Origin of the sequence: Planotetraspora thailandica (assembly GCF_016863335.1) — a bacterium.
Taxonomy (GTDB): Bacteria; Actinomycetota; Actinomycetes; order Streptosporangiales; family Streptosporangiaceae; genus Planotetraspora; species Planotetraspora thailandica.
Genome location: NZ_BOOR01000025.1, coordinates 45,468 through 58,513, shown reverse-complemented (window position 1 = coordinate 58,513; position 13,046 = coordinate 45,468). Strand labels below are relative to the sequence as shown.

The 13,046-nt window shown below is 68.8% G+C and carries 7 protein-coding genes; 2 read left to right on the top strand and 5 right to left on the bottom strand.

What is annotated here, in order from left to right:
* Window positions 1–18: 18 nt before the first annotated feature.
* Window positions 19–996, top strand: coding sequence for a substrate-binding domain-containing protein (locus Pth03_RS18095; protein ID WP_203945473.1), 978 nt, complete (start codon window positions 19–21; stop codon window positions 994–996).
* A gap of 118 nt (window positions 997–1,114) precedes the next feature.
* Window positions 1,115–2,938 carry a discoidin domain-containing protein gene (locus Pth03_RS18090; RefSeq protein WP_203945472.1) on the top strand — a complete coding sequence of 608 codons (1,824 nt, stop codon included), beginning with the start codon at window positions 1,115–1,117 and terminating at the stop codon, window positions 2,936–2,938.
* A gap of 90 nt (window positions 2,939–3,028) precedes the next feature.
* On the opposite strand, the gene Pth03_RS18085 is transcribed toward Pth03_RS18090, so the two are convergent.
* The 5 genes from Pth03_RS18085 to Pth03_RS18065 all read right to left on the bottom strand — a co-directional run bounded on the left by Pth03_RS18085 (window position 3,029) and on the right by Pth03_RS18065 (window position 12,719).
* Entirely contained in the window at window positions 3,029–4,042 is a 1,014-nt protein-coding gene (locus Pth03_RS18085; RefSeq protein ID WP_203945471.1) for an ABC transporter permease, read from the bottom strand.
* Entirely contained in the window at window positions 4,039–5,535 is a 1,497-nt protein-coding gene (locus Pth03_RS18080) for a sugar ABC transporter ATP-binding protein (RefSeq protein ID WP_203945470.1), read from the bottom strand. Before Pth03_RS18080 ends, Pth03_RS18085 begins: the two co-directional genes overlap by 4 nt.
* Complete coding sequence (locus Pth03_RS18075; RefSeq protein ID WP_203945469.1) at window positions 5,535–6,578, bottom strand: sugar ABC transporter substrate-binding protein; 1,044 nt, start codon at window positions 6,576–6,578, stop codon at window positions 5,535–5,537. The genes Pth03_RS18080 and Pth03_RS18075 overlap by 1 nt, the downstream gene beginning before the upstream one ends.
* A gap of 643 nt (window positions 6,579–7,221) precedes the next feature.
* Window positions 7,222–10,494: a galactose-binding domain-containing protein gene (locus Pth03_RS18070; RefSeq protein WP_203945468.1), complete on the bottom strand. Its 3,273-nt coding sequence runs from the start codon at window positions 10,492–10,494 to the stop codon at window positions 7,222–7,224.
* Between the two features lie 107 nt (window positions 10,495–10,601).
* Window positions 10,602–12,719 carry a ThuA domain-containing protein gene (locus Pth03_RS18065; protein WP_203945467.1) on the bottom strand — a complete coding sequence of 706 codons (2,118 nt, stop codon included), beginning with the start codon at window positions 12,717–12,719 and terminating at the stop codon, window positions 10,602–10,604.
* Window positions 12,720–13,046: the final 327 nt, after the last annotated feature.

Here is a 13,046-nt window from a genome sequence, read left to right as displayed (position 1 = left end):
CCACTGGGAGGCCCCTCGATGAACGGGAAGAAACTACGTGGCCTGCTGGCCGCCGGCGTGCTCGCGGCCGGCCTGGCAGCCTGCTCATCCGGGTCCGGCGACACCGGCGCGTCCGGTGGAGACGGCTCGTACACGATCGGCGTGGCCAACTTCACGCTGGGCGGCCCCTACTTCAGCGGCATGGACAAGGCGATCGCCGCGCAGGCCAAGAAGAAGGGCAAGATCGAGATCATCAGCACCGACGCCAACGGCGACGCGGCCAAGCTCGCCTCCAACGTCGAAGACCTGCTGAGCAAGAACGTCGACGCGGTCATCATCTCCGGCGGCCCGCTGGAGTCGGCGCCGGCGGCGCTCAACGCCATCAAGTCGGCGGGCAAGCCGGTCGTGCTGGTGGACCGCAAGTTCCAGACGGGCGAGTACACGAGCTGGATCGGCCCCGACAACGAGGCCATCGGCCGGCAGAACGGCGAGTTCCTCGCCCAGCGGCTGACCGACGGCGGCAAGGTCGCCATCATCAAGGGCGGTCCGGCCGACAACAGCATCGGCCTTGCCCGCACCAACGGGGTCAAGTCCGTGTTGCAGGGCAAGCCGGGCATCACCCTGGTCGAGGCCCCCGACTTCGGCAACTGGGGCTCCGACGGCGGGCTGACCGTGATGGAGAGCCTGCTGGCGACCAACTCCGACCTGAAGGCCGTGTTCTGCGAGAACGACGCGATGTGCCTGGGCGCGCAGCGCGCCATCGCGGACGCCGGCAAGGACAAGCAGATCATCATCGCGGGCGTCGACGGGCAGGCCGAGGCGCTCAAGGCGATCCAGGACGGCACCAACTACGTCGTGACCGGCCTCAACGACGCCGACGTCATCGGCGCCATGGGCCTGGACCGGGCGGTGGAGATCCTCGGCGGCGCCCAGGTCGAGAAGGACACCGTGGTGCCCTCCCCCATGATCACGAAGGACAACGCGGCCCAGTACGCCGACCCCGACGGAGGTTTCTAGGACCTAGCCGAGCACCCAGACGAACACACGGTCAGGTGGCGGGCGGCGACGCCACCCACGACCCCTTACAGCGCCACACCCTCACGATCGGCATCCACAGCATCGAAGGGCATCTCCCATGCGAAGGAAAGCCAGGAGGGTCGCGCGCGGTACGGCTCTCGCCGCGATCGCCTCGACCGTCATCAGCCTGTCCGTGTTCCCCGCGAGCCCCGCCGCGGCCGACGACCCCACCCGGCCGGGGTGGACCCTGCTCTACTCCGAGGACTTCTCCGCCCCGCTCACCGGCGCGGGCGCCCCGTGGGTCAAGGAGACTTACAGCAAGCCGTTCGACACGATCATGGACGACTCTGGCCTGTGGTACCAAAACGACTACGGCCCGGCGTGGAACACCGCCTTCAACTCCTTCGCCACCTACCGCAAGGAGTTCACCCTCGGCCAGAACGGCTGGCTGACCGCGTCCCTGTCGGCCCGCGATTTCAACAAGGACGGCGTGCTGGAGTCACCGCCGTCGATCACCACGCAGGCGCTGGGCAACGAGCACGTCGCGGTGCTCAACGTGCCCGAGTCGACCGGCGGCGCCATCTTCCGGCCCACCAACAAGCTTCCCGACTCCTACCGCATCGAGTACAAGCTGAAGACCCTCGACTTCGGCGGCAAGCGCAACGGCACCATCAACTACGGCGGCAGGATCAACGGGTACTCCACCCAGGGCTGCAAGACCCAGCACCCCTGGGGTGAGGGATCGCGGTCCCCCGGCTGGACGGGCGACGCGTCTGTGCCCTACTGCCAATGGCAGAACGTCAGGGAAGGGACCTACGGCTACAACGGCTACCACTTCCTGTCGATCGTCGACTTCGCCGACCCGGCGCCGCGCAACAACCACTTCTGGCACTATCACCGCAAGGTGCTGATGGACGCCTTCTCCCAGCACCCCGACCGGGTGGGCACCGGCACCGGCGGCCGGGTCTGCAACTCGGCGGACAACACCTATTACAACTACCGCGACAGCAGCTTCAACACGGTCAACATGTGGATCAGCGGGCTGCCCAACTGGCGTCCCGGTCCCGGCGGCCTGGCGGGCAACTCCCAGTGGTTCATGACGAGCTGCTCGGGCGGCGTCGCCGAGCAGCAGCTGTCGTCGGCCGCCGAACTGCAGCCCGAGCTGATGCCGAACCAGTTCTACACGTTCGCCATCGAGCGCAACGCGACCGGCTACACGCTGGAGGCCAGCGGCAACTTCGCCAGGGCGGGCCAGAAGACGTTGCGCTTCCACCGGAACTTCATCGTCGGCAACGACCCGATCTGGCACTACAACGTCAAGCCGGGCGAGTACGACGGCCGCTACAACGCGAGCCTCGTGCAGAACGACGCGCACGGCAGCACGACGTGGCCGGACCAGTGGCCGGCGGGCTCGCAGTATCCCGACTACTTCGTCATCGGCGACCTCTACACCAACGTGTACGAGGGCAGCGCGAGCCTGACCGACATCCGGCTCTACGTGCCGTCGCAGCCGTCCACGACCAACCTCGCGCTGAACAAGCCGGCCACCGCCGACAGCCAGTGCGCGGCGGCCGAGGGCCCGGCCAAGGCGGTCAACGGCAGCTGGACGGCCGGCACCTCCGACAAGTGGTGCTCGCTCGGCGCGAGCAAGTGGCTGCGGGTCGACCTGCAGAGCACCACCAAGGTGGGACGGCTGGTCGTGCGCCACTCGGGTGCAGGCGGGGAGAAGGCGGCCTGGAATACCCGCGACTTCGACCTGCAGACCAGCGTCAACGGGACGACCTGGACCACGGTGGCGTCGGTCCGCGGCAACACCTCCGATGTCACCACGCACACGTTCACCCCGGTCGACGCCCGATATCTGCGCGTCAACGTGATCACGCCGACCAACGACTCCGACAGGGCTGCTCGCATCTTCGAGCTGGAGGGCTACGCCTCCTGACGGACGCGGAACAGGGCACCGGTGCCGCGCACCGGTGCCCTGTTCTTCCGCGAAACGGCCGTACGTCCTCCGGAGCCGTACGGCCGTCGTTCAATCTTGCGCCTTGCCTCCGGCCAGACGGCTGATCATGAGAGCGACCAGGATGATGGCCCCGTACACGAGGTTCTTCCACTCGCCGGGAACGCCCTTGAGGGTCAGGATGTTCTCGACCAGGCCGATGACCAGCACACCGGTGAGGGCGCCGAGGATGGTGCCCTTGCCGCCGTCCATGCTGACACCGCCGATGACGGCGGCGGCGAAGACCATGAAGATCCAGCCGTCGCCCTGGTTGGCGCTGATGCCGCCGAGCCGGCCGGTCTCCAGCATTCCCGCCACCGCGCCGAGCGCGCCGGCGATGATGAAGACCACCCAGAGCACCCGCTCGACCCGGATGCCCGCCGCCCGCGCCGCGTCGGTGTTGCCGCCGATGGCGTAAAGCGCCCGGCCGACGCGGAAGAAGCGAAGCACGACGATGCCGGCGGCGAACAGCACACCAGTGATCCAGATGGCCGCCGGGATGCCCAGCCAGGTGGCGCTGCCGAGGTACAGGAACGACGGGGGCAGGGCGAACAGGCTCTTGCCTCCGGTGATGCCGGTCTGGAGACCGCGGACGACGATCAGCATCGCCAGCGTGACGATGAACGCCGACAACTGGAAGCGCAGGATGAGGAAGCCGTTGAACGCACCGACCGCGGCGCCGATGAGCAGGCACAGCGGGATCGCCAGCGCGACGGGCAGATCGAGGCCGAAGCCGCCCGCCGACGTCGGGATGACCAGCATCACCGCGAGTGCCGGGGCCAGGCCCACCGTCGACTCCAGCGACAGGTCGAACTTGCCCGCGATGAGGATCAGCGCCTCGGCGAGCACGACCAGCGCGAGCGCCGACTGCTGCTGGAGCACGTTCATCAGGTTGCCCGTGGTCATGAAGACCGGATCGGCGAAGGCGCCGACGATCAGCAACAAGACGATCACCGGGACCAGCGTGAGGTCCCTGAACCTGCCGAGCTTCAGACCCGCCCCGCGTGACCTGACGGCCAGCGAGTCGGGCACGGCCGATTCGGTCATGAGTCGATACCTTCCATTGCCGCTACGAGGTCGTTGTCACTCCAGCCCCGTGGCACGTCCTTGACCACCCTGCCGTGGAACATGACCAGCACCCGGTCGCAGATCCGCAGGTCGTCCAGCTCGTCGGAGACCAGCAGGACGCCGGTTCCCCGGGCCGTCGCGTCCTCGACGGCGCCGAGCAGCGACTGCTTGGCCTTGACGTCGACTCCGGCGGTCGGGTTGATCACCACGAGTGCTGCGGGGTTGTCGGACAACGCCCGGGCGAGCACGACCTTCTGGGCGTTGCCGCCCGACAGGTCGCCGACCGGCTGCTCCGGTCCCGTGGTCTTGATGTCGAGTTCCTCGATCATCGTCTGAGCCCGAGCCCGGCGGAGGGCCGCGGAGATCGCGCCGAACCTGCCCAGCTTGTGGGCGATCGGCATGGTCGCGTTCTCCGCGATCGACAGCAGCGGCACGAAGCCCTGATGGTGGCGGTCCTGCGGGACGAACCCGAGGCCCGCCTTGAGCGCGGCCGTCACGTCTCCGGGCCGTACGGCCGAGCCGTTGACGGTGACGTCGCCGCCGTCGGCCCTGCGCAGGCCGACCAGCGTCTCGGCCAGGCCGACCTTGCCGCTGCTGCCCGAGCCGGCCAGCCCGACGATCTCACCCGAGCGCACCGCCAGGTCGACGTCCTCGTACCGGTCCTTCAGCCGCAGCCCCGAGGCCGACAGCACGACCCGGGCCTCGTCGTCCCGCTCGCGCGCCCTGCTCTCGTAGGCGGCGTTCTCCTCGCCGGTCATCGCCTTGACCAGCTCGTTGTGCGGGAGATCGGCGACCGTGCTGGTCAGGATGTGCCGGGCGTCGCGGAAGACCGTGACGCTCTGGCAGACCTCGTAGACCTCTTCGAGGTGGTGCGAGATGAACATCATCGTCACGCCCTGCTCGCGCAGGTCGCGCATGCGGTCGAACAGCCGGCTGATGGCCGGGCCGTCCAGCTGCGCCGTGGGCTCGTCGAGGATGATGAACCGCGCGCCGAACGACAGCGCCCGGGCGATCTCCACGAGCTGGCGCTCCTCGACGCTCAGGTCGCCGGCGAGCAGGTCGGCGTCGACGTCCACGCCGTACTGCTCCAGCAGGTCGCGCGCCCGCGAGCGCAGGGCCCGCCAGTTGATCGGCCCCTTCTCGGTCTGCCGGTTGATGAACAGGTTCTCGGCGACCGTCAGGGCGGGGATGATCGTCGACTTCTGGTAGACGCACGCCACGCGGCGCCGCCAGGCGTCTCGATCGGTGAGCGGGGGCGCCGGCTCGCCCGCGAAGAGCACCTCTCCGAGGTCCGGCCGCTGGAGCCCGGTCAGGATGGAGACCAGGGTCGACTTGCCGGCGCCGTTGCGCCCGACCAGTGCGTGGGTCTCGCCGGGAGTGATGACGATCCCGGCGTCGTTGAGGGCGACGGTGGGGCCGAAGCGCTTGGTGATCCCGCGCGCTTCGACCGCCGCCGTTTGTGTTTCCGTCATTACTTGACCTGGTTGCCCCAGAGGCTGGGGTCGTCCACGTTGTCCTTGGTCACCAGCGGGGCCGGAAGCTGGTCCTCCAGGCCGTTGGGGAGCTGGATGATGTTGCTGTCGTGGTCGGTCGGGCCGGGCTGGAAGGTCTTGCCCTCGACCGCGGCCTTGGCGTAGAAGAGCGCGTACTTCGCGTAGAGGTCGGCCGGCTGCGAGACGGTCGCGTCGATCTGGCCGTCGCGGATCGCGGCGAACTCCTGCGGGATGCCGTCGTTGGACACCACGAAGATGTGCTTGGGGTCGGTCGGCGGAACCAGCAGGTTCTTCGCCTTGAGCACCTGCAGGGTCGGAGCCAGGTGCACACCGCCCGCGTGCATGTAGATGCCCTTGATGTCCGGGTTCTGCTCAAGGCGGGTCTGCAGCATGGACGCGGCCTTGGTGCCGTCCCACTCGGTGGGCTCCTCGAAGACCGTGATCCCGGGGAACTTGGTCTTCATGCACTCGCGGAACGCCTCGGCGCGGTCACGTCCGTTGACCGACGACAGCGCGCCCATCAGCTCGACGACCTTGCCCTTGCCGCCGAGCTTCTCGCCGAGGAACTCGCACGCCTTCTGGCCGTACGCGCGGTTGTCGGCGCGGACGACCATGTAGACCTTGCCGGTGTCCGGGCGGGTGTCCACCGAGACGACGGGGATCTTCTTCTGGTCGAGCGACTGCAGGGTCGACGCGATCGCGCCCGTGTCCTGCGGGGCCATGACAATGGCCTTCGCGCCCTGGCTGACCAGCGCCTGGGTGTTGGCCACCAGCTTGGCGATGTCGTTCTGGGAGTTGGTCGGCGGCATCAGGTCGACGCCGAGCTCCTTGCCCATCTCCGGGACGTACTTGTTGTAGCTGTTCCAGAAGTCGGAGTCGGCGCGGGGGAAGTCGATGCCGACCTTGCCGCCGGCGGCCGCGGTGGAGCCGCCTCCCGAAGCGGGCGTCTCGCTGGTCGATCCGCACGCGGCTAGCGCGAGCGCGAGCGCGGCCGCGCCCACGGCGGTGACGAAATGTCTCATGCCATTTGGCCTTTCATACATCGGGGGGTGGAGAGCGGGGGCACGAGGTGTCCCCGCCCGAGCTCAGCCGTCCGGGCCCTCCGTGCGGGGGTTGTGAGGGGAGTGTCCGGAGGCCGACCCGGCTGGGGAAGCGGGCGCAGCCCGTGACGTTGGGAAACGAATGCCACGCGACTCCGGAAAGACGAGCTTCACGCCTGCGCCGCCGTCCGGTCGTGGGCACCGCTCTTGTGGGAGCGATCCATCGGACGAACGCCCGTCATGCCCCTGATCTCAGCAGACATCTTTGGGCTATCCTCCCCAAAAGGAGCGTCGTCCAGGTATCTCACCCGCTCATCGGATGCCATGGAACCGGTCCAGGCTCGGAAATTCCGCTGCGAGCGACCGGTGGGCATGTCCGGGCACGCCAGCGCGATGCCACGGGGCCACACCAGCTTCACAACGCCCTCCAATACATCCGATGTTTCGCCAAGAATGTCCGCTGGTTGCGTGCAAGTCAAGAGGTTTCCAGCAGGAATACATCGGATAACTAGGCCGCGCGAGCTGCTGTTAGTCGGCGCGTCAGGGCCGAACATCGGATCTTCCAGCGTCAGGGGCGGGGCCGGGATCGAACACTCCCCGGCCCCGCCTCCGTCGGGCGTGAGACTCAGGTGCCGTACACGTCCAGCTCCCACAGGGAGTAGCCGTACTGCGGGAGCCCGCGCTGGGTGCCGTACACGCGGACGTATCTGCCGGTGCCGCCGACCGTGACGTCGTCGATCCCGCCGTCACCGGTCGTGGTCGAGTACACGGTCGTCCACGTCGCGTTGTCCGCGGACGTCTGGATCTGGTAGGCCCGGCCGTACGCGGCCTCCCAGTTCAACCGCACCCGGCTGATCGAACGCGACGCACCCAGATCCACGGAGATCCACTGCGGATCGGAATACGCGCTCCCCCACCGGGTCGCCGCGTTCCCGTCCACCGCGTTCGCCCCCACCAGCACGTTGCCCGTCTCCACGCTCGACGTCGCCGTCGTACGGCCACGCGAGAGCAGCGTGCCGCCCCCGGAGGCCGGAGTGCCGAACACGTTGAAGTCCCACAGTGAATAGCCGTACTGCGGGAGCCCGCGTTGCGTGCCGTACATCCGGACGTAACGACCGGTGCCGGACACCACCAGGTCGTCGACGCCGCCGTCACCGGACGCGGTGGAGTACACGGTCGCCCACGTCGCATTGTCCGGAGATATCTGGATCTGGTAGGCCCGGCCGTACGCCGCCTCCCAGTTCAACCGCACCCGGTTCAGCGTGTACGACGCGCCCAAATCCACCGAGATCCACTGCGGATCGGAATACGCACTGCTCCACCGGGTGGCGGCGTTGCCGTCCACGGCCAGGGAGCCCACACGCCCGTTGTCCGGCTCCACGCTGGACGTCGCCGTCGCGCGGCCCTGCGCCAGGTCGCTCGAAGTGGCCGGCGGCGTGCTCACCCCGGCCCCGGTGAAGGTGTAGCTGTCCAGGTCGAACAGCGCATTCGTCCCGGTGCCGGTGAACACCAGGTAGAGGTCGTGCGTGCCGTCGTCCGGACGGGTCACCGGCGCGGTCAGCTCGACGTAGTTGTCCCAGCCGCCGGTGCCGGGGACGGCGACGCGCGCCACCTCGGGACCGGCCACCGAGTCGTACCGGAACGACAGCGTGCCGCCGGCGTTCGCGGAGGACACGCGGACCTTCACCCCGCTGATGCCCTTGAGGCTGACCGCGTGGTGCCTGACCCATTCGCCGCTCTGGATGTCGCCGAGCCGTCTGCCGCCCTCCGCAGCGGCCTGGTCGACGACCCGGGGGCCGCTCAGCTGCACGTAGTGCTCGGCCTGCCACTGCTTCGGCCAGACCGTGATCTCCTTCTCCCCCGTCAGCGCGACCGTGCCGGGCGCGCCGCGGTCGGTGTAGGAGGCGCGCAGCACGAAGAACTGCACCGCGTCCAGGCCGGCATGGATGGGCCCGGTGTTGACCGTGAAGCCGCAGCCGGTGCCCTGACCCTCCTCGTGGGCGTGCTCCTGGTGCCCGAGCGCCGCCCGGATGACAACGCCGCCGCAGGCCACGGAACCGTCCTGCGGGTCGGTCGCACTCGCGGTCGAGGTCAGGTCCTCACCCCAGCCGAACATGCCTCCCGCCGGGATGCCGCCCAGCGTGACCGACGGACGCTCGTTGCCCACCACGACCGGGACGACGGTCGTGCCGGTGTGGCCCGCCGGATCCCGTACGGTCAGACGCGCGCGTTTGTCCCCGGCCGTCGTGTACGTGTACGAGGGGCCCGCGGCGGTCGAGTCCACGGTGCCGTTGTCGTCGAAGTCCCAGGCGTAGGTGATCGTGTCGCCGTCGGGGTCGGATGACCCGGCGCCGGAGAACGTCACCGCGAGCGGCGCGAGGCCGTTGTCCCTGCTGACCGCCGCGACGGCGACCGGCGAGCGCCCGCCCTGGACGTAGTTGATTTTGTAGAGGCCGGCGTCGGCCGCGCCCGAGAAGTAGCCGCTGCCGTATTCGAGCAGGTAGAGCGAGCCGTCGGGGCCGAACTCCATGTCGATCGGGTGGACGAGGTTCATCCCCGCGAGCACGGGCTCGATGACGGCCGGGTTGCCCGTGGCCGGGTTGCCGTTGTCGAACTGGACCTCCTTGATCCAGTTGCGGCAGTACTCGGAGATGAGCCACTTGTTGTCGTAATAGGCGGGCCACTTCACGTCGGACACCAGGTTCGGGTCGTAGTGGTAGACCTCGGTGTGGTTGGGCGAGCCGCATCCGCCGGGGTTGTCCAGAGCCGGCCACTCCTTGCTGCCGCCGTGCTGCTCCCACACGAGGGCGGGCTTGGCGGGCGGGAGCTGCTGGAGGCCGGTGTTACGCGGCGAGTCGTTCACCGGCCCGGTCGAGCCGCCGCAGGGGAACCAGCCGCGCGGCGCGTTGGCCGCGAAGTCCCAGTCGTTGTAGGCGACGTTGGGGCCGCCGCAGTACGGCCAGCCGAAGTTGCCGGGCCCGGTCGCCCGGTTGAACTCGTCGTAGGCGGCGGGGCCCCGGTTGGGGATGGTCGCCCCGGCGTCCGGCCCGACCTCGCCCCAGTAGAGGGTGTCGTTCGCCTTCTTGTCGACCCAGATCCGGTACGGGTTGCGCAGGCCCATGACGTAGATCTCGGGACGGGTCCGCGCGGTGCCCGGAGGGAAGAGGTTGCCGGCCGGGATCGTGTAGGTGCCGTTGTTCTCCGGATGAATGCGGTTGATCTTGCCGCGCAGGTCGTTGGTGTTGCCCGACGTGCGCTGCGCGTCGTACTGCGGGTTGCGGCTCGTGCGCTCGTCGACGGGGGCCATGCCCGCCGAGTCGCCGCCCGAGTTGGTGTTGTCGCCCACCGCGAAATAGAGGTTTTCGGATGAGTCCCACGTCATCGACCCGGCCGAGTGGCAGCACAGGTCGCGCTCGGTCGGCCACTCGATGATCATGTCCTCGCTGGCCGGGTCGAGCACGTTCGCCGTGGTGTTGAAGGTGAACCGGGAGATCCGGTTGACCAGCGGCGTCGCCTGCGGCGAGTAGAAGAGGTACACCCAGTGGTTGGTCGCGAACCGCGGGTGGATCGTGATGCCGATCAGCCCGTCCTCGAACCGGGCGTCGAGCTGGAGGGTCAGGGCGACCGTCGTGGACTTGGTCGCGGGGTTGTACAGGCGGACCTGGCCGCCGCCCGAGGTGCTGCCCCGGTTGATGTAGAGGACCTTGCCGTCCGGGAGGACCGACAGCTCGATGGGCTCGCCCATGGACAGCCCGCCGTCCAGTTTGACCTTCTCGAAGCCGCTCGTCGGCGGTGGGGCGGCAAGCGCCGCCGGGGCGGTCGCCCCCGCGAGTGCGGTGGCGGCGAGCGTGAGGATGAGGGCGCCTACGGCGGTCCGAAGGCGCGCGAAACCGAACACGAGGTCTCCTGAGGGGTGCGGAGGCGGGAGTGCGTCGTGGTTCCGGGAGGGCTCCAGGTCCGCGGCAGACCTGGAGCCCCCTGGGGCGTGCGTCGTGGCGCCGTGGTTCAGGTGCCGTAGACCTGGAACTCCCAGAGCGAGTAGCCGTACGGCGTCAGCCCCCGCTGGGTGCCGTAGACGCGGACGTATCTGCCGGTGCCGGAGACGGCGAGGTCGTCGATGCCCCCGTCACCCGTCGTGGTCGAGTACACGGTCGTCCACGTCGCGTTGTCCGGAGACGTCTGCACCTGGTACGCCTTGCCGTACGCGGCCTCCCAGTTCAGCACCACGCGGCTGATCGAGCGCGACGAGCCGAGGTCGACCGAGATCCACTGCGGATCCGAATACGCGCTCCCCCACCGGGTCGCCGTGTTCCCGTCGACGGCGTTCGCCCCGACCAGCACGTTGCCGGTCTCGACGCTGGAGGTGGCCGTCGGGCGGCCCTGGGACAGCAGGGCGGGGTTCGTGCCGGCGGGCGTCCCGTAGACGTTGAGGTCCCACAGCGAGTATCCGTACTGCGTGAGGCCGCGCTGGGTGCCGTAGATGCGGACGTATCTGCCGGTGCCGCTGACAGTCACGTCGTCGACGCCGCCGTCACCGGACGTGGTCGAGTACACGGTCGTCCACATCGCATTGTCCGGAGACGTCTGAATCTGGTACGCCCGGCCGTACGCGGCCTCCCAATTCAACCGCACCCGGTTCAGCGTGTACGACGCGCCCAGATCCACCGTGATCCACTGCGGATCGGAAAACGCGCTGCCCCAACGCGTGGCGGCGTTGCCGTCCACGGCGAGCGCTCCGGTCAGCGTGCTGCCGCTCTGCACGCTGGAGGTCGCCGTCGGACGGCCCTGGGCGAGGTCGGCGGCGGGTGGCGGGCCGCCGTCCCCCTTGATCCGGATGTTGCGGTAGCTGATGTCGGCTCCGTCGCCGTCGTTCTGCACGCCGATGTAGCCGTTCGCGATGGCGCGCGTGCTCGTGTAGTCGTTGATCTTGATGCCGTTGAGGAAGATCTCGACATGCTGGCCGTGCACGGCGATCTCGTAGGTGTTCCACGAGCCCGGCGGGCTGAGGTTGGCCGCGCGCAGGGCGGTGTCGGGCGCCTTGAAGCTGTAGACGCTGCCGGTCGTACGCGTGGGGTCGGCGTCGGAGGCGTCGATCTGGATCTCGTGCCCCTGGTCGACAGGCTTCCATGGGTCACCCTGCGGGTCGGGGAAGCCGATGAACACGCCGCCGTTGTCGTCGCCCGGCATCATCCAGTCGAGCTTGAGCGAGTAGTTGGAGAAGGTGTTCACCGGATACCAGAGCAGGCCCATGCCGCCGAACGAGGTCAGCGTGCCGTCGGCCAGGGTGAAGCCGCCGGGGCCGGCCATGCGCCAGCGGTTGAAGCTCGCCTGACTGCCGTCGAACAGCGGGGTGTAGCCGGTCTCGGGACGGCAGTCGGCCGGCTTGGCGCGGGAGGCGATCTGGATGCCGCCGAGCAGCATCCTGGTGAAGTTGGGGTCGGCGTAGGACTCCTCGGTATGGCCGAGGCCGGTGTACCAGGCCCGGCCGCCCATGTAGTCGTGGCACCAGGTGATGGGGTGATCGCCACCCATGGCACCGCCGGAGTAGGACGACTCGTCCAGGCCGGCCAGCACCTTCACACCGGTCCGGGGGTTGGTGCGGTAGTTGTACCACTCGTCGGTGCGCGTCCAGGTCTGCGGCAGGTGCGCGGTGGACGCGTTGGCCCGGTCCTCGACCCGGATCGTGGCCTGCTGGGTGGCCGGGTGCGAGGCGAACCAGGCACCGACCAGCCCGCCGTACCACGGCCAGTCGTACTCGGTGTCGGCCGCGGCGTGCACGCCGACGTAGCCCCCGCCGGACGCGATGTAGGACTGGAAAGCGGCCTGCTGGGCGTCGTTGAGCACGTCGCCGGTCGTCGACAGCCACACCACCGCCTGATACTGCGCCAGGTTGGCGGTGGTGAAGGCCCCGGCGTCCTCGGTGGCGACCACCGCGAACCCGTTCGCGGCGCCGAGCTGCTGGACGGCGGCGATGCCGTTCGGGATGGAGGAGTGCCGGAATCCCGCCGTCTTGGAGAAGACGAGGATCTTGGTCAGCGGGGCGGCCAGGGTCGTCGCCGGCACGGCCGTGAGGGCCGCCGCCGCGACGACGAGCGCGAGAAGACCTCGGATGATCGTCCGCATGACCGGCCTCCTCAACCTGCGTGGGAGGGGCCGGGACCGAGGACACGTGGGCGCATGCGGTTCTCCTTCAGAATGAAGAGGAGCGCGCCGCCGCACCTGGTGAAAGAGGGACTTTTGTCGCCGTCGACGAAAGGCTGGCACACGGCGACGAAAGCGTCAATATTCCTCTCGGGGAGCGCCCAGATACCCCTGGACGCCGGACCCTCGATCCACATACATCGGATGTGTTGGGAGATTGAGACCGTAGAGGTTCCGGCCCGACCGCGACAAAAATCTCCGCTGATAGGCGCGTTGGACCGGTTTCTGAAAACTTGCTGGACCGATCCT

Bases quoted from the DNA above. Each gene is read 5' to 3' on its own strand.
- Pth03_RS18095 (WP_203945473.1), top strand. From the start codon at position 19: ATGAACGGGAAGAAACTACGTGGCCTGCTGGCCGCCGGCGTGCTCGCG.
- Pth03_RS18090 (WP_203945472.1), top strand. From the start codon at position 1,115: ATGCGAAGGAAAGCCAGGAGGGTCGCGCGCGGTACGGCTCTCGCCGCG.
- Pth03_RS18085 (WP_203945471.1), bottom strand. From the start codon at position 4,042: ATGACCGAATCGGCCGTGCCCGACTCGCTGGCCGTCAGGTCACGCGGG.
- Pth03_RS18080 (WP_203945470.1), bottom strand. From the start codon at position 5,535: ATGACGGAAACACAAACGGCGGCGGTCGAAGCGCGCGGGATCACCAAG.
- Pth03_RS18075 (WP_203945469.1), bottom strand. From the start codon at position 6,578: ATGAGACATTTCGTCACCGCCGTGGGCGCGGCCGCGCTCGCGCTCGCG.
- Pth03_RS18065 (WP_203945467.1), bottom strand. From the start codon at position 12,719: ATGCGGACGATCATCCGAGGTCTTCTCGCGCTCGTCGTCGCGGCGGCG.